19 protein-coding genes are annotated in these 16,331 nt (G+C 33.3%); 8 read left to right on the top strand and 11 right to left on the bottom strand.

Features of this window, described 5'->3' with window-relative positions:
- Positions 1–56: 56 nt before the first annotated feature.
- The gene (locus tag DK441_RS10715) at positions 57–710 is read left to right on the top strand and encodes a response regulator transcription factor (RefSeq protein ID WP_109098726.1); all 654 of its coding nucleotides are present in this window, start codon (positions 57–59) and stop codon (positions 708–710) included.
- 270 nt (positions 711–980) lie between these two features.
- Here DK441_RS10715 and DK441_RS10710 read toward each other — a convergent pair whose 3' ends face one another.
- A complete protein-coding gene (locus DK441_RS10710; protein WP_025664609.1) occupies positions 981–1,571 on the bottom strand; it encodes a carboxymuconolactone decarboxylase family protein in 591 nt (196 codons plus the stop codon).
- Positions 1,572–1,698: 127 nt separating this feature from the next.
- On the opposite strand from DK441_RS10710, the gene recJ reads away from it, so the two are divergent.
- A complete protein-coding gene (recJ, locus tag DK441_RS10705) occupies positions 1,699–3,384 on the top strand; it encodes a single-stranded-DNA-specific exonuclease RecJ (RefSeq protein WP_109098725.1) in 1,686 nt (561 codons plus the stop codon).
- 61 nt (positions 3,385–3,445) lie between these two features.
- On the top strand, positions 3,446–3,799 hold the full coding sequence (locus DK441_RS10700; RefSeq protein WP_109098724.1) for a hypothetical protein: 354 nt from the start codon (positions 3,446–3,448) through the stop codon (positions 3,797–3,799).
- A gap of 178 nt (positions 3,800–3,977) precedes the next feature.
- Here DK441_RS10700 and DK441_RS10695 read toward each other — a convergent pair whose 3' ends face one another.
- Positions 3,978–4,919, bottom strand: coding sequence for an alpha/beta fold hydrolase (locus DK441_RS10695; protein ID WP_109098723.1), 942 nt, complete (start codon positions 4,917–4,919; stop codon positions 3,978–3,980).
- Positions 4,920–5,467: 548 nt separating this feature from the next.
- On the opposite strand from DK441_RS10695, the gene DK441_RS26535 reads away from it, so the two are divergent.
- From DK441_RS26535 to gwsS, 5 genes are all read left to right on the top strand, one after another.
- On the top strand, positions 5,468–5,632 hold the full coding sequence (locus DK441_RS26535) for a hypothetical protein (RefSeq protein ID WP_160112042.1): 165 nt from the start codon (positions 5,468–5,470) through the stop codon (positions 5,630–5,632).
- A gap of 109 nt (positions 5,633–5,741) precedes the next feature.
- Positions 5,742–6,344: a hypothetical protein gene (locus tag DK441_RS10690; RefSeq protein ID WP_109098722.1), complete on the top strand. Its 603-nt coding sequence runs from the start codon at positions 5,742–5,744 to the stop codon at positions 6,342–6,344.
- Positions 6,345–6,362: 18 nt separating this feature from the next.
- The gene (gene gwsG / locus DK441_RS10685; protein WP_109098721.1) at positions 6,363–7,343 is read left to right on the top strand and encodes a grasp-with-spasm system ATP-grasp peptide maturase; all 981 of its coding nucleotides are present in this window, start codon (positions 6,363–6,365) and stop codon (positions 7,341–7,343) included.
- A complete protein-coding gene (locus DK441_RS10680; RefSeq protein WP_160112041.1) occupies positions 7,333–7,560 on the top strand; it encodes a hypothetical protein in 228 nt (75 codons plus the stop codon). The genes gwsG and DK441_RS10680 overlap by 11 nt, the downstream gene beginning before the upstream one ends.
- Positions 7,541–8,617 (top strand): grasp-with-spasm system SPASM domain peptide maturase, encoded by a 1,077-nt coding sequence (gene gwsS, locus DK441_RS10675; protein WP_109098719.1) that lies wholly within the window; start codon positions 7,541–7,543, stop codon positions 8,615–8,617. Before DK441_RS10680 ends, gwsS begins: the two co-directional genes overlap by 20 nt.
- Positions 8,618–8,656: 39 nt before the next feature.
- Here the strand turns inward: gwsS and DK441_RS10670 are convergent, their stop codons facing one another.
- The 9 genes from DK441_RS10670 to pdxA form a co-directional block, all read right to left on the bottom strand.
- Positions 8,657–9,112, bottom strand: a complete 456-nt coding sequence (locus DK441_RS10670) for a hypothetical protein (RefSeq protein WP_109098718.1) — start codon at positions 9,110–9,112, stop codon at positions 8,657–8,659.
- 4 nt (positions 9,113–9,116) lie between these two features.
- A complete protein-coding gene (gene mtgA, locus DK441_RS10665) occupies positions 9,117–9,794 on the bottom strand; it encodes a monofunctional biosynthetic peptidoglycan transglycosylase (protein WP_109098717.1) in 678 nt (225 codons plus the stop codon).
- Between the two features lie 17 nt (positions 9,795–9,811).
- Entirely contained in the window at positions 9,812–10,924 is a 1,113-nt protein-coding gene (locus DK441_RS10660; RefSeq protein ID WP_109098716.1) for an FAD-binding oxidoreductase, read from the bottom strand.
- A 214-nt stretch (positions 10,925–11,138) separates the two neighbouring features.
- Positions 11,139–12,488, bottom strand: a complete 1,350-nt coding sequence (gene accC, locus DK441_RS10655) for an acetyl-CoA carboxylase biotin carboxylase subunit (RefSeq protein WP_109098715.1) — start codon at positions 12,486–12,488, stop codon at positions 11,139–11,141.
- An 88-nt stretch (positions 12,489–12,576) separates the two neighbouring features.
- Positions 12,577–13,068 (bottom strand): acetyl-CoA carboxylase biotin carboxyl carrier protein, encoded by a 492-nt coding sequence (gene accB / locus DK441_RS10650; protein WP_074406844.1) that lies wholly within the window; start codon positions 13,066–13,068, stop codon positions 12,577–12,579.
- Between the two features lie 27 nt (positions 13,069–13,095).
- The gene (locus DK441_RS10645; protein WP_074406845.1) at positions 13,096–14,091 is read right to left on the bottom strand and encodes a beta-ketoacyl-ACP synthase III; all 996 of its coding nucleotides are present in this window, start codon (positions 14,089–14,091) and stop codon (positions 13,096–13,098) included.
- A gap of 173 nt (positions 14,092–14,264) precedes the next feature.
- Complete coding sequence (rpmF, locus tag DK441_RS10640) at positions 14,265–14,462, bottom strand: 50S ribosomal protein L32 (RefSeq protein WP_024768393.1); 198 nt, start codon at positions 14,460–14,462, stop codon at positions 14,265–14,267.
- 7 nt (positions 14,463–14,469) lie between these two features.
- Entirely contained in the window at positions 14,470–15,012 is a 543-nt protein-coding gene (locus DK441_RS10635) for a DUF177 domain-containing protein (protein WP_074406846.1), read from the bottom strand.
- A gap of 175 nt (positions 15,013–15,187) precedes the next feature.
- Positions 15,188–16,246 (bottom strand): 4-hydroxythreonine-4-phosphate dehydrogenase PdxA, encoded by a 1,059-nt coding sequence (gene pdxA / locus DK441_RS10630; protein WP_109098714.1) that lies wholly within the window; start codon positions 16,244–16,246, stop codon positions 15,188–15,190.
- Between the last annotated feature and the right edge of the window lie 85 nt (positions 16,247–16,331).

Below are 16,331 nucleotides of genomic sequence, written 5' to 3'. Positions count from 1 at the left end.
CAGTAAAAAAACCCCTAAGTAAAAAGAAGCATTAACAATTTTAATCACAATTAATCATGGAAACTATAAAACTAGGACTGATTGATGATCATAACTTATTTCGCGAAGGTATAAAGTCACTGTTAAAAAGAATGGCCAATATTTCTTTGGTATTAGAAGCGGTGAGTGGTAAAGACCTATTAGCACAGTTGAATAATGTGGTTCCGGATGTAATCCTTTTGGATTTAGAGATGGGAGATATGAACGGTGTGGATACAACTCTAAAATTACAAGAATTGTACCCTGATCTAAAAATTATTATTCTAACAATGCATACAGAAGAAAGAATGATCTCTTATTTGATGGAAGCGGGAGCTAATGGATATCTATTAAAAGATACGACCCAGCATGAGTTAGAAATAGCAATACGATCTACATACGAAAATGGATTTTATTTTAATTCCTTTGTATCAGAAGCGTTATTAAAAGGGTTGAAGCATAAAACCTCAAAACCTCCTGCGATACGAAAAGATTATCATCTTACCTCTAGAGAACTCGAAGTATTAGAAGGGATTACTCAAGAGTTTACAACTGCAGAAATTGCAGAACAACTTTTTCTAAGCGTAAGAACAATTGAAGGACATCGCAAAAATTTAATGGGTAAATTAGGTGTGAAGAATACTGCTGGTTTAGTTATTAAAGCAGTTAAGGAGAAGATCATTTCGGTTTAAACCTGGATTATGCATTAGAACTTTGTTATGAAGCTTTCAAATACTATAAATACGGGTATTTTCTTGATTTTAGCATAGCATCGCTATGGTTAAATTAAAAAATAAAGCAAAGCGTCAGTATTTGCAGTAGTTGGAAGATGGAATAAATTTTCTAATGCATAAAGCGGGCTAAATCATTTAGGAAAGTAAAAATAAACCTGTCAGGATTTTAAAATCCTGACAGGTTTATAGTACGAAATATTCTATTATAATCTCTAGCTTCAGAAAATATTAAATATGCTTTCCTTTCTCCCAACCGTGTTTCCCCAGGTATTTTTCACCAGATTCAATAGCTCCTTCCTCTACCATTGTACCCATAGAATCATTCCAGCGATTTAGATACCCGAATAAAGAAATTACTCCTAACATTTCTACAATTTCTCCTTCATTCCAGTATTTATATAATTCTTCTTTGATCGTATCGTCTACAGCATTAGGGACTACTGATGCAGCAAGAGAAAAATCAAGTGCTGCACGTTCTGCATCACTAAAAGCGGGATGTGTTTTATACTCCCATATATTATCTAATTGCTCTTGTTCTGCACCATATCGTTCGGCTGCGCGAATGGCATGTGCCTGGCAATATCTACACCCTGTAGCATTACTACTCACCCAGGCAATCATACGTTTTAATGCAGAGGTTACTCGACCTTCATTTGCCATTACGGCTTTGTTAAGATTAATAAATGCCTTAGAAATAGCTGGCCTTCTTTGCATGGTAAGTACAGAATTAGGACAAAATCCTAAAGTTTCATTAAAGAATTCTGCTAATTCTCTGGTTTCCGGATCATGATCAGCCGATAATGGAGTGACTAATGCCATAGTATATATTTTTTTAGTTTAAACGTATAATTTTTAGCAAAGCAAAATACAAAACTAATGTCAAATCAAGAGAGGTCAGGATGTTTTTTGTACTTTGGATTTTTTAATATAGGAATTTACCGCACGAATGAGATGGACACTACAACCAAAGCCTGATATTTCAACAATAGAAAATTTGGCAAAAACTCTTAATGTAGATACAATAATTGCTTCGTTATTAGTGCAAAGAGGGATAACGACTTTTGATCAGGCCAAAAAGTTCTTTAGACCGTCTTTAGATGATATACATGATCCTTTTTTGATGAAAGATATGGATAAGGCAACTGCCAGAATCCTAAAGGCAATTACTGATGGCGAAAACATAATGGTATACGGAGATTATGATGTAGATGGCACCACATCTGTGGCGTTACTATCTTCTTATTTAAAAACGTTATCTCATCAAATTGCTACGTATATTCCTGATCGATATAATGAAGGATATGGGATATCGTATATGGGAATTGATTATGCTCATGACAATGATATTTCTCTTATTGTTGCTTTAGATTGTGGAATTAAAGCTATAGAGAAAATAGCGTATGCCAAAGAAAAAGGAATCGATTTTATTATTTGTGATCACCATAGACCGGGAGATAAGATTCCTGATGCAGTTGCAGTTTTGGATCCAAAACGAAAAGATTGTGAATACCCATATAAAGAATTATGCGGTTGTGGAGTAGGGTTTAAATTGATCCAGGGACTGGCCGTTCATCAAAATCAAACTATAGAGGATTTATTGCCATATTTGGATCTGGTGGCTACGGCAATTGGAGCAGATATTGTACCAATAACAGGTGAGAACCGTGTATTGGCACATTATGGTTTGCAGGTTATTAATGCAAATCCCAGAATTGGATTTAGAGCAATGTTGTCTGAAGTAAAAAAAGAAACTTTAACGATAACAGATCTGGTGTTTATCATTGCACCCAGGATTAATGCAGCCGGAAGAATGAAACATGGATTACACGCTGTTAATTTGTTGACAGAAGAAAATCTTGATATTGCACTGCAATATGCTGCAGAAATAGAACTTTACAACAGCAATAGAAAAGATGCTGATAAAAGCATAACTCAGGAAGCATTGGAACAGATACTTCAGAATAAAGAAGAGGATAGATATACCACAGTGGTGTATGAAGAGAATTGGCATAAAGGAGTAATAGGTATTGTCGCATCACGATTAATAGAGACGTATTATCGCCCGACTTTGGTTTTTACAAAAAGTGGTTCGAAACTAGCAGCTTCTGCACGATCTGTAAAAGGGTTTGATGTTTATAATGCATTAGAAGCCTGCTCAGAGCATATAGAACAGTTCGGAGGCCATAAATATGCTGCAGGGTTAACATTAGAAGAAAAGCAATACCTGCCGTTTAAGCAAAAGTTTGAAGAAATAGTATCTGCTACTATTGATAAAAAAATGCTTATTCCCGAAATATCTATTGATGCCTCTCTAGAACTAGATCAAATCACTCCTAAATTTTATCGTATTTTAAAACAATTCGCTCCATATGGCCCAGGAAATATGGCTCCGGTTTTTATGACAGAAGGATTAAATGATACCGGGTACGGAAAATGTGTAGGGGCCGATGAGAAACATTTAAAATGTAGAGTGCAAAAAAATGGAGTTGCTATTGGTACTATTGGCTTTAACCTTGGTCCTAAATACAATTTGATAACCGAAGGGCAATATTTTAAAGCCACGTATACTATCGATGAAAACGAATGGAATGGAGTAGTATCACTTCAATTAAAGTTGAAAGATATAAATTAACTTATTTTTATTTAGATTTATTATAAATAGTTATTATTTTTGATTCAAATATGTATTCAGGATGAGCGCTATAGATAAAATATACAGTAACGAATTAGGTATTTCTTTCTTTTGGAAACAAGAAAAACATATTTCAACACCTAGAGTTCAGTTAGTATTTAGAGATATTGGATTTTTACTTACTTTAAATGAATTAAAGGATTTTTCAAATTCTTGTACTACCACTATAGAATCTCAATGCTGTAGGCAATGCAAAAATTCACAACAGTGTAAATCATTATTATTGAGAACACCTTCTGATAAGATAGATTTAGCAGTAAGTAGAGAAGAGGTTCATCAAATTCAGGAACTAATCAAGGGTACTATTTTTAGAGTAGAGTTAAAAGATTGGGTAAAGAATCTATCTCTTAATTGAACCCGTACGTAGATAAGGTTTTAATTGTCAGTCTGAGCCTGTCGAAGACATTTGAAAACCCATATTTGAAAGCACTTCGACAGGCTCAGTGTGACAAGAGATTTTAAACCCTACTCTTAACTTAAAGTCATTACCCGGATTTATGCATTAGAAAATCTATTTCATGTGAGAAATGGTTTTACTCTTTTTTATATAAAAACTCAACAATTTTATACGTGATTTCTTTTGCTTTTGTTTCCTGCAAAAAATGTTTCTCATCTATAAAATGAATATCTTCATTTTTAACCTTTAGTGCATTAGCTGCACGAACTTGTTGCGGAGGCCATTGTAGCATAGTGTCATGTATGCCCCATATAACAGTAACAGGGATATTGATATTTTCAAAAACGGGTGAGTAGTCAGGTAATTCATTACAGGTTTGACTATAGAAATAATACATGGCATGTGTTTTACCTTCTAATAAAGGAGTTTTATATCCTTCTACATCAAGAGAATTTAAAACATTTTCTTTAAGTCCCTGATTAAATAGGCTTTTAAGCAAAGTATTGGTTGTAACACCATTTCTATAGCCCCACATTGCTGTCTTGGCAAGACCTCCTGGTTTCATACGTACAGGAGGGTAAAATCCATCGTCATAAATAATGGTATTTAATACAATAAGTTTTTCAATTTTATCGGGCGCTTGTTTCATAAGCTCCCAGGTCCATAGTCCACCAGCATCATGCATTACATGAGACCAGGTATCGATCCCTAATGCTTCCATAAGTTCTAACAAGCGTTTGGCATGATTTTCTGCATTGTAGATTTCAAAACCTTCGGGAGAATCACTAGAACCATACCCCAACATATCGGGTACAATCACTCTAAATCCATTTGCGACCAAAGGATCGATCATTTTACGATATAACCATCCCGAGGTAGGTACACCATGTAATAATACAATTGCTGGCCCTTTTCCTTTATCTATATATTTTAGTAAACCATCATCTGTAGGATATAATCTTTGATCAGATCTAAAATCTTCGTAAGTAATTTGGTTTTTTCTGATTTTGGTATTCTCGTATGGTTTACACGAAAAGAGCAATACCCCTATTAGGGTAAGCACAAAAAATTTCTTCATGGTAAAAAGATGATTTATGAACTGGCAATTTACTTAAAATCATTTTTGTATGCTATATAGGTTGAAAATTTAAATGTATACCCGTTGTGTATTTAGATAAAATTCTGTCAATTCGAGTAAATTTTACGATTGAAATGAGTAAAATTTGTATCGAGAATAAGAATTTTAACTTTTAAAAGGTTCTCGATAGCCCTACAGAGCGAAGTCGAAGTACAATTTTTTTATCAAAAAATCACTCGAATAAGACATTTTGAAAACTGTTTTAACTCGAAATGCACAACAGATATGTATATTCTTTTTATATACCCATTGCAAAAAGAATTAAATTATCTTAAAAGTTATTATGAGGTGATAATTTTTTTTTTATATATTAGTATTGATTTTAAGACGATAGAATTATTCCTACCCTATTCTATTGAATTTTCTTACATAAACATAATTTTTTTAGTTAAGCTTTTTTAAAGCGATGCAATACTATTGACTTATATTTTATGGCGGAAACCGAAAAGCCTTGATAGAGTAGGTAATACTAATTAAAATTTTCATAAATGAAAAAACTTAAAGATTTAGATGTACATGTTATTGAAGATAACAATGCGTTAACGATTAAAGGTGGATGTGGTCAAGAAACAAGACATTGGAAAACTGAACCAGGTTGGATTTTTAGCATACCGCGAGAATATGGTGATTGGAGGGACACAGGTTGTTGTTAAATAGTTAAAAAGGCTTGGAGCTAATTCTATCCTATAGTATTTAGCTCTATTGCCTTTACTTAATTATAATATTAGGTAATATAAAGTGTAAAACTAAAACCATGTCCTTATGCTACCAAAGAGCACCTTATTTACTATACTTGTGATTGTAGTAACGCTATCTTGTAATAAAGAATCAAAACTAAAGGTTAATGAGCCCCAAACAGAAGATTTGGATTCTTTAATGCTATCATTAGATACCCAAGAAAAGAAAGAACAGTTTCTTATTGATTTATACGATGAAGATCAAGATGTAAGAAATTCTGATAGAGAGCATGAGATTTTAAAGAGAAATAATTATGACATGAATTCTTATGAATATCAGGAGCATATGGATAGAATGATATATGTTGACAGTATTAACTTTATTAAAGCTAAAAAATATCTGGAAACACATGGATATCCAACGTTTAAACTTGATGATTATAGAATTAGTGGGGCAATAGAGTTAATTTGTATGCATCAACCCACTTATGAAAAACAATTAGAGTTATTCCCTTATCTATATCAAGCTTATAAAGACAACCTTATTACTGCTGACAACTTTTCTTTTTTACTTAATAACATGCATCGGCATAAATTTGATAAAAGTCATCCACATGCCATTAGTAATGAAGAGAACATTAAACAATTATTAGAAATACTAGAGTTAGGAGAATTCGAATCTCAATAGAAATCTTTTTTGATTGTTATGATATTAATTTGCAAAAATTACAAAGAAGAAAACGAAAGTTATGAAGAAGTCATAGATTGGCTACTTTATAATAATGCTAAATTTGATTTTTTTTCAGGAGAAGACTTTTATGATTCAGGTAATGATTGGTCTATGCAGTTGGGTAATTCTCAGGTTAATTCTTTACATAAAACACATATATATAAAAGTGTATGGTTTCAAGGCTTTTTAAAACATAAAACTCAGTTTTCTCCAATATTTGAAGATATTAATTGCACTAATATTAACCTTATTGAGTTGCGATGGTGTCTTAGTCAAGAAATAGGAAAAATCAATGCACAAATTTTTTATAATTTTAAAAATTCGTATCAACTCCCTAGTCCTGAAGCCATAAAAGTAGATAAGTTTGCGAACCTTCGTTTGGCAAAAAAAATAGGATTAGAAATTCCCGATTCTTTACTTACAAACTCAAAGAAAGAATTACTGTCTTTTGTTGAAAAACATAAAGAAATAATAGCAAAACCACTATATGAGGGTATCTCTTTTCAGGAAAAAGATTGTGTAATTGATTTTCTAACAGAAAAAGTAAATCCTGAACAGTTACAAGAATTACCATCCATCTTTTTTCCATCTTTTTTTCAAGCATATGTCGAAAAGGATATCGAACTCAGGGTCTTTTATTTAGAAGGAAAGTTTTATACTATGGCTATGTTTTCCCAATTAGACTCGCAAACCAAAACTGATTTTAGAAATTATAATGACGAAAGACCAAACAGAAGAGTTCCTTATTTACTACCAAAGGAGATAGAAGAAAAAATAATAAAATTTATGACTGAGTTGAAGCTAAATACAGGTTCTATCGATTTAATAAAAACACCAGATAAGAAATACGTGTTCTTAGAGGTAAACCCTACAGGGCAATTTGGTTTTACATCAAAACCCTGTAATTATTACCTAGAGGACGAGATTGCAAAAACTTTAATTGAAAATGATGGATAAAACAGAAATATTTTTTCAAAAACACCTAGATAAATTACCTTTTTTTCTTAGAAATCATACGATAAAGGAATTACAAATATCAGAAGATATTTCTGAGACTTCTAGTATAGTATCTTTTGATCATATCCCGGTGTACCATTCAGAGTTTGTAGAATGTAAACTATCTCAAAAACCAATTTCAAAACTATTAACATTTGATGAACAAAAAGAGTTTTAAGTTATTTGCTAATTGCATCATTGTTAAAGGGGCTTCTTTGGCAACGATTTGTGATCTTCATCGAGGTAAAGTGTATTCTATTCCACTCCCCTTGGCAGAATTTCTTGAAAAAACTAAGAATAGTGATACCCCAGAAGATATTAAAAAATTCTCGCAGGAAGATCGGGAGACTGTACAGGAATATTTAGAATATCTTGAAAAAAATGAACTTGGTTTTTGGACAGATGAACCAGATAGATTTCCTGATTTGAATCTACAATGGAAATCACCAGAACATATCAATAATGCTATTATAGAAATGGAGCAGTTGAATAATGATGATTTACAAAAAATAACTACTGCTCTAACCAATTTATTATGCAAATTTGTAGAAATCCGATTTTATAAGACAATAGATTTGGATAAACTGGCATTTTTTGCAGGGCATTGTGCTAAATCTGTGATTAGAAGCATAACCGTTTTTTTACCCTTCACTAGTGAATTAGATACTAAAGAGATCGAGAGATTGTCAATTAAATACCCTAGGATCGTTCTTTTTATAGTACATTCTGTCAAAGAAAAAAACGCCACAATAAAGACTGATACTCCTAAAATCCAGATGATTTCTCGTGTTATAGATCATCAAGATCATTGTGGGATTATTGATCCTAAATTATTTTCAATTAAAATACCTGTTTTTACAGAATCCCTTAAATTTAATTCATGTTTGAATAAAAAATTAAGTATTGATAGTAATGGAAATATCAAAAATTGCCCTTCTATGTCAAATGTTTTTGGAAATATTAAAACGCATGATATAGAAACGATTGCAAAATCATTAAATTTTCAAAAAAACTGGAACATACATAAAGATTTGATAGACACTTGTAAAGATTGTGAGTATCGTAGGGTTTGTACTGATTGCAGAGCATATGTAGATAATCCAGAAGATCTATATTCCAAACCTTTAAAGTGTGGTTATGATCCATATAAAAATAAATGGGAAGATTGGAGTCTAAACCCATTAAAACAAAAAGCAATTAAATACTACAGTTTTCAAGAATTTTTAAAAAACTAAATAGGCTAACAAAAGACCATCATGTTCAAAAGGTATTAGTTAAGAAACTTGTTTGATTACAATTTCATTTCCATTAAAGCTAAAAGAATCACCAGTAGTTTTTCCTAATAGTAATTTACCAATAGGAGAATTAGCAGCTATAGCAAAATAGGATTTATCTCCTATAGAGAGTTTACCGACAGAGATACTAATAAAGTAATGACCTTGTGAGGTAATCACCAGACTACCAAGGTGAATATGTTCTGAAGGAGAAATATTAATCTTCGCTAGAATTTCCTGCAATTTCTGTACCTCGGCTAATTGTTTTCCTGCCTTTTCACGTTCTAATTGTAACATAGCTCGCCCGGTTTCATGTTTGTCTCCAGCAGAGCTTTTGGTTTCAGAAGTTAAAGATTCTTGAATACCACTAATAGTATTTTGAATTCTTTGCAATCTTTGATCCACATAATTTTGACATTGATTTAGGATTTCTTCTTTGATTTTTTGTGGATTCATATTGCTATTTCTTATCAAATACTAAAGTACCGTAATTACGCATTTGTATCATAATCCATTTTTTTCTTTTTTTGGTGTATGCAGAAGGTGGATTTGCCAAAAAGCGTATGGGATTAGGAAGTATTGCCGCAATAGCTGCAGCTTCGTCCTTATTGAGTGCAGCGGCAGAGGTATTAAACCAAAACTGGGCAGCAGCTTCGGCTCCATAGATCCCATCTCCCATTTCTATGCTGTTCAGATAAATTTCGAGAATACGTTCTTTACTCCAGAAAGTCTCTATCAAAAATGTAAAATAGGTTTCAAATCCTTTTCGTATCCAGCTACGATGAGGCCATAAAAAAATATTTTTGGCAGTTTGTTGAGAAATAGTACTTGCGCCTCGCAATCGTTTACCAGATTTATATTCTGCCATTGCTTTTTCGATAGCTTCTTTGTCAAAACCATTATGGTCAATAAATCGTTGATCTTCGCTGCAAATAACTGCTAGTTGTAGGTTCTTAGAAATCTTGGATAATGGTACCCATTGATGGCGAATGGTATATTTATTTTTAGATTGTAATTTTCGAATTCCCATTAACGGGGTAGCAGGAACATTAACCCATGTATATATGAGTACCCACAGCACACTTAGTATGATAAATGCGATGCAGCTTTTAAGTATAAAACGGAAGTATTTTTTCATAATTCAACAGGAATGACTTATAAAAGATCAGCTAATTCTGCACCTACCAGACTTCCTATAGCAACGCCCATTCCGCCCTGTCGCACGCCACAAAATACGTTTTGGGATAATTGTTTAACGATAGATTGTTTTTGATTTCCTACTCCCATAATTCCGCTCCAGCGATGATTGATTTCAAAATTAATATCGGGTAAAATTACATCCCGTAAAATTTCTTCTAATTTTTGTTGTATCAATTCTGTTTGAGCCAAATCTGTAGTTTCTTCAGCTTTAAAATCTAGATTTCGACCTCCGCCAAATAGGATTCTGTTATCAATATTTCTAAAATAATAATATCCTTTATCTAGATGAAATGTTCCTTTAATATGTAAATTATCTATGGGTTGGGTAATCAAAACCTGAGCACGAGCAGGTTTTACTTCCTGAATTCCTAATTGAGAAGCAAAACCATTTGTAGCAATCAATACTTTATGTGTAGAGAACGTAAATTGATCGGTTTTTATTTTAACAGCAGTGTTGTCATCATCAAAAGTTTCGACGGTACAATTATTTAGAATCTTAATCCCAGAATTTTGAACCTTTTTTAGTAATGCTTCCATCATTTTTCCGGTATCGATTTGCCCTTCAAATTGGTTAATGATGTATTGAGGTTGGATATTTCCAAAATTGAAAATATTAGAGCTTGTACTAAAAACATCATCTTCAAAAATTGGTTTTAATAACGTATTTATTTGCTCTCTTTTTGAAAAACAGTCTTCATAAAGAGCTTGATCATTTTTGGTAAAAAGTTCATAACCGCCATTTTGAAAATAGCCGATGGTCTGGTCTCCTAAGTGTTTTCTTAATAACTGAAGTCCATTGTGTCTTTTTTTAACAAGCTGCAGTACTTCTTCTTCACTGTGCGAATTTAAATCATCCAGAATTTCAGAGAGGCTTCCAAAACAAGCAAAGCCTGCATTCTTGGTACTAGCTCCGTTTGGTAGTATACCACGCTCCAGAATAAGAATTTTGGCTTTCGGAAAATTGTTTTGTAATCTTAATGCACAAGTAAGTCCTACAATTCCACTTCCGATAATAGTAAAATCGATATTAGATAACCAAGTTTTATGCTCCCAATAGCTAAAATTCAAAGTACAACAGGTATTATTTGTTAGAAAAACAAATATAGTCGTTCCTAAAGAGATTTTACGATTTCTTATGTAGTTACAATAGTAGAAAATACATTTTCTAAGAAAGAGTTCTTAAAAGTGATTAGGGGGGTAGAATCTTGTTATTTTGAAAATGTAATTTTTGATGGTAAGTAAAAGCCAAAAAAAAGCCTCATTGCTGAGGCTTAATTGGTTGTTATTCAGTTGGGTCTTCCATTTCAAAATCTTCCATAAACTTAGTGGTGTAATTTCCAGCTATATATTCTGGATGATCCATAAGTTGTCTATGAAAGGGAACGGTAGTTTTTATACCTTCTACTACGAATTCATCTAATGCTCTCTTCATTTTATTAATCGCCTCTTCACGTGTTTGTGCAGTGGTTATTAATTTGGCAATCATAGAATCATAGTTAGGCGGAATAATATAACCACTATATACGTGAGTATCTACTCGCACACCATGGCCTCCAGGTATATGCAAATTGGTGATTTTACCTGGTGAAGGTCGAAAATCTTTATATGGATCTTCTGCATTGATCCTACATTCTATAGAGTGTAATTGTGGAAAATAGTTTTTACCCGAAATTGGCACTCCTGCAGCAACAAGAATTTGTTCTCTAATTAGATCATAGTCAACTACTTGTTCTGTGATAGGGTGTTCTACCTGGATACGGGTATTCATTTCCATAAAGTAGAAATTACGGTGTTTATCAACCAAAAACTCTACTGTTCCTGCACCTTCATATTTGATGAATTCTGAAGCTTTTACTGCAGCTTCTCCCATTTTTTTTCGCAATTCATCTGTCATGAATGGCGAAGGAGTTTCTTCTGTAAGCTTTTGGTGTCTACGTTGTACCGAGCAATCTCTTTCAGATAAATGACAAGCTCTTCCGTTACTATCTCCTACAATCTGAATTTCTATATGGCGTGGTTCTTCGATGAGTTTTTCCATATACATACCATCATTACCAAATGAGGCTGCTGCTTCCTGGCGGGCACTATCCCATGATTTTCTCAAGTCTTCTTTTTCCCATACAGCTCGCATACCTTTTCCACCACCACCAGCCGTAGCTTTTAGCATTACAGGGTATCCCATTTCATCGGCAAGCTTTTCGGTTTCTTCAAAAGAATCCAAGATACCTTCGCTACCTGGGATTGTAGGCACTCCTGCTGCTTTCATAGTAGCTTTTGCAGAGGCTTTATCACCCATTTGATCAATCATTTCGGCACTGGCACCAATAAACTTTATTTCGTGCTCTTCACAAATTTTAGAGAACTTAGCGTTCTCAGAAAGGAAACCATAACCTGGATGTATTGCATCTGCATTTGTGATTTCTGCGGCAGCAATAATATTAGACATTTTAAGGTAGGATTCGTTACTGGGTGCAGGTCCGATACAAACGGCTTCATCTGCGAAACGTACATGTAAACTTTCTGCATCTGCTGTAGAGTATACCGCAACAGATTTTATCCCCATTTCTTTGCAGGTTCTGATTACACGCAATGCAATCTCACCTCTATTTGCAATTAGAATTTTTTTAAACATAACTTCTTAGAAATTACAATATTCAAACAACAAATTTCAATTCTTGATATGCGATTTGAAATTTAAAGGTTTGAAATTATGGGATTAATTATGATGGGTCTACTAAGAATAGTGGTTGATCAAATTCTACTGGAGAAGAGTCATCAACTAATACTTTTACAATTTTACCAGAAACTTCACTTTCGATCTCATTAAAGAGTTTCATTGCTTCAATAATACAAAGTACATCTCCTTCTTTTATAGAATCACCAACTTCAACAAATGTAGGTTTGTCTGGTGATGGTTTTCTGTATAAAGTACCTATTATAGGTGATTTGATAGTTATGTATTTTGAATTATCGTCAGAAGCACTTTTTTCTTCTACAACTGCTGCAGGAGTAATTGCAGTAGGTGTTGGTTGTGATTGTACAGGAGCTACCACCTGAGGGGTTACTGGTAGTTGTTGTACAATTGTCGTTTCTTTACCATCTTCTGATGCAGTTTTAATGGTGATTTTAATGTCATCCATTTCTAACTTTACTTCGCTAGCCCCTGATTTGGCTACGAATTTAATTAAATTCTGAATTTCTTTTAAATCCATAATGTGGGTATTGTGTGTTTTAGTTGTTTAGGAATTATAGGCCCATTTAAGATAAATGGATCCCCAAGTAAAGCCTCCACCGAATGAGGCAAATACTATGTTGTCTCCTTTTTTGAGTTGTTTCTCGTAATCGTGTAACAATAATGGTAAGGTGGCTGAGGTTGTATTACCATATCGTTGGATATTCATAAGAACTTTACTTTCATCTAGCTCCATTCTTTTGGCTGTAGCGTCGATGATACGTTTATTGGCTTGATGTGCAATAAGCCAATTTACATCCTGTCCTGTTAAACTATTACGTTCCATAATCTTAGAACTGGCATCTGCCATATTAGAAACTGCATATTTAAATACAGTTTTTCCGTCTTGTTGAACAAAGTGCTGCCTTTTGGCTACAGTTTCTTCTGATGGAGGTAGAATAGATCCTCCGGCTTCAATTTTTAAGAACTCTCTTCCGATACCATCGGTACGCAGGTATTCGTCTTGAAGACCTAAACCTTCATCGTTGGGTTCAAAAAGAGCTGCACCACCACCGTCACCAAAAATGATGCAAGTGGTACGATCGGTATAATCAATAATAGAGGACATTTTATCGGCTCCTATTACTAACACTTTTTTATATCTTCCTGATTCTATATAACTGGCGGCAGTAGACATTCCATATAAAAAACTGGAACAAGCTGCCTGTAAGTCGTAGGAAAAAGCATTAACGGCTCCAATCTTCGAAGCTGTATATGCTGCAGTTGCAGCAACTGGAAGATCTGGAGTTGCAGTTGCAAAAATCACCATGTCAATCTCTTTAGGGTCGAGATTTTTTTTAGCGATTAGATCTTCTGCCGCTTTTATACCTAAGAAAGATGTTCCCTTATCTTTATCTTTTAGTATCCTGCGTTCTTTGATACCTGTACGACTAGTTATCCATTCGTCGTTAGTTTCGACCATTGTTGCTAATATATCATTAGATAACACATAGTCTGGCACGTATGCACCTACAGCGGTGATAGCGGCTGTGATTTTACTCATATCTTAGTTTTAGTTTCACAAACTATAGCATAAAAATGCGCTCAAAAAGTTGTCGAAATTACTAAATTATACACAAATATGGCGCAAAATAACGGGATTTTGACACATATTCAACTAAAAACAAAAAAACTCTCACATTTGTGAGAGCTCTCTTTAAAATTTTAACAGTATCCTTACGCTACTTCTTCTTCAGTATTGTCGATAACAATTTGACCACGATAGTATAATTTACCTTCATGCCAGTGTGCTCTATGATATAAATGCGCCTCTCCAGTAGTTGGATCAGTAGCTATTTGTGGTACAGAAGCTTTATAATGCGTTCTTCTTTTATCTCTTCTTGTTTTCGATATTTTTCTCTTAGGATGTGCCATTGCTTAGCTATTGTTTATCGTTTAATAAGTTTTTTAATTTATCCCAGCGAGGATCTGTCTCCTCATTGTTGTTTACTATTGTTTTTTCTTTCGGACTTAATTCTTCTAATTTTTCAAGTATGTCTGATTCTAATGTTCCGTTTTCAACACCTGGATGAACTCTTTTGGATGGCATAGCCAAAACAATAAGCTCATAAATATATTGTTGAACGTTTACTTCATAGTCCCCGTGAGGAATAATAAGAAGCTCTTCATTTTCATCATTATATTCGTCTCCAAACTTCACTACCAAAAAGAATTCATTTTTAATAGGTAAGTCAAAAGGTTCATTGGTGAGATCACAATTTACATTTACAGTTCCGGTTGCTTTAAATTGAAGTTCTAATAAAGTTGTTTTTTTATTAAACTCCATATCAACTTTTACTGCAGATGAATTAAACTCATCATACTCAAAATGTTCAAAGAACGTATTGTCAATTTGATACTCAAACTGGTGTAATCCTTGCTTCAGCCCAACAAAAGGAATAGTATACTCTTTAAGTTGTATCATTTCATCATCAGTTTCAAGTGCCTATCAATTTGATAAAGGCGGGTGCAAAGATAATAAAAATTCGTTATGAAAGTATTTTTGTAAACAAAATTATATCAGATTGTTAGTGATTAATTAGGTTTAAGGATTAAGGTAATAGGTTTGAGGATCATTTTTATACTTAATTCCTAACCTCTCATGACTTATTTTGCGGTTTACGAGGTTGTTTTTTTAGAGGGTTTTTAGTTAATTCATTATATTCATTTCTATTTTTAAAAATTTTTAATGCCGCAAAAACAGCTTCTTTAAATGAACTATTATCGGCTAGGTCTTTTCCTGCAATTTCAAAAGCAGTACCATGATCTGGAGAAGTACGAACTTTATGTAGGCCTGCAGTATAATTTACTCCTTTGCCAAAAGAGAGTGTTTTAAAAGGAATTAATCCCTGATCATGATATGAAGCTACAACAGCATCAAAAGCTTTATAATTATTAGAACCAAAAAAACTATCTGCTGCGTAGGGTCCATATACTAATATGCCAGATTCATTAATTTTTTGGATCGTTGGCTTTAATACATCTTCATCTTCTTTACCAATTACGCCGTTGTCTCCACTATGTGGATTAATTCCTAGTACCGCAATTTTTGGTTTTGAGATACCAAAATCTTGTTTAAGCGCATGATGAATAGTATCTATTTTTTGTTCAATCAATTCTGGTGTAATGGTATCGGCTATATCCTTAACGGCTACATGATCGGTAAGTAATCCAACTTTTAAATCATCGGTAATCATAAACATAAGACTATTTCCTTCTAGTTCCTGATCCAGATAATCAGTATGTCCAGGGAATTTAAATTCTTCAGATTGAATACTGTGTTTATTAATAGGTGCGGTGACCAGCACATCAATTTGATCATTTTTTAAAGCTTCGGTTGCAGATTTAAGTGATTTGATCGCATAGCTTCCTACTTTTTCATCTTCTTGCCCAAAATTAATACTAACGGCTTCTTTCCAAACATTAAGAACATTTATTTTACCATCCAGAATCTGAGATGTCTTATCTATACCATGAAGGTTTATGTTGCTTTTATATTGTTTTTTTAAGAAAGAAAGAATTTTTACCGAGGCAAAAATTACCGGAGTACAAAAATCTAACATTCGCGAATCTTCAAAAGTTTTAAGGATAACTTCACTTCCTATTCCGTTAAGATCGCCAATAGAAATCCCTAATCTTATTTTTTCTTCTTTCTTCATTATATAAACTACTTTATCAGTATTTTTGAAATCTAAAATCAGACTTCAAACTTCAAGGTCACAAATTTAATTAAATAATTTGCAT

It is taken from the genome of Aquimarina sp. AU58 (assembly GCF_900312745.1).
Lineage (GTDB): Bacteria > Bacteroidota > Bacteroidia > Flavobacteriales > Flavobacteriaceae > Aquimarina > Aquimarina spinulae.
The sequence above is the reverse complement of the archived record's forward strand: the minus strand, read 5'-3'. Positions and strand labels throughout refer to the sequence as shown.

Bases quoted from the DNA above. Each gene is read 5' to 3' on its own strand.
- DK441_RS10715 (WP_109098726.1), top strand. From the start codon at position 57: ATGGAAACTATAAAACTAGGACTGATTGATGATCATAACTTATTTCGC.
- DK441_RS10710 (WP_025664609.1), bottom strand. From the start codon at position 1,571: ATGGCATTAGTCACTCCATTATCGGCTGATCATGATCCGGAAACCAGA.
- recJ (WP_109098725.1), top strand. From the start codon at position 1,699: ATGAGATGGACACTACAACCAAAGCCTGATATTTCAACAATAGAAAAT.
- DK441_RS10700 (WP_109098724.1), top strand. From the start codon at position 3,446: ATGAGCGCTATAGATAAAATATACAGTAACGAATTAGGTATTTCTTTC.
- DK441_RS10695 (WP_109098723.1), bottom strand. From the start codon at position 4,919: ATGAAGAAATTTTTTGTGCTTACCCTAATAGGGGTATTGCTCTTTTCG.
- DK441_RS26535 (WP_160112042.1), top strand. From the start codon at position 5,468: ATGAAAAAACTTAAAGATTTAGATGTACATGTTATTGAAGATAACAAT.
- DK441_RS10690 (WP_109098722.1), top strand. From the start codon at position 5,742: ATGCTACCAAAGAGCACCTTATTTACTATACTTGTGATTGTAGTAACG.
- gwsG (WP_109098721.1), top strand. From the start codon at position 6,363: ATGATATTAATTTGCAAAAATTACAAAGAAGAAAACGAAAGTTATGAA.
- DK441_RS10680 (WP_160112041.1), top strand. From the start codon at position 7,333: ATGATGGATAAAACAGAAATATTTTTTCAAAAACACCTAGATAAATTA.
- gwsS (WP_109098719.1), top strand. From the start codon at position 7,541: ATGAACAAAAAGAGTTTTAAGTTATTTGCTAATTGCATCATTGTTAAA.
- DK441_RS10670 (WP_109098718.1), bottom strand. From the start codon at position 9,112: ATGAATCCACAAAAAATCAAAGAAGAAATCCTAAATCAATGTCAAAAT.
- mtgA (WP_109098717.1), bottom strand. From the start codon at position 9,794: ATGAAAAAATACTTCCGTTTTATACTTAAAAGCTGCATCGCATTTATC.
- accC (WP_109098715.1), bottom strand. From the start codon at position 12,488: ATGTTTAAAAAAATTCTAATTGCAAATAGAGGTGAGATTGCATTGCGT.
- accB (WP_074406844.1), bottom strand. From the start codon at position 13,068: ATGGATTTAAAAGAAATTCAGAATTTAATTAAATTCGTAGCCAAATCA.
- DK441_RS10645 (WP_074406845.1), bottom strand. From the start codon at position 14,091: ATGAGTAAAATCACAGCCGCTATCACCGCTGTAGGTGCATACGTGCCA.
- rpmF (WP_024768393.1), bottom strand. From the start codon at position 14,462: ATGGCACATCCTAAGAGAAAAATATCGAAAACAAGAAGAGATAAAAGA.
- DK441_RS10635 (WP_074406846.1), bottom strand. From the start codon at position 15,012: ATGATACAACTTAAAGAGTATACTATTCCTTTTGTTGGGCTGAAGCAA.
- pdxA (WP_109098714.1), bottom strand. From the start codon at position 16,246: ATGAAGAAAGAAGAAAAAATAAGATTAGGGATTTCTATTGGCGATCTT.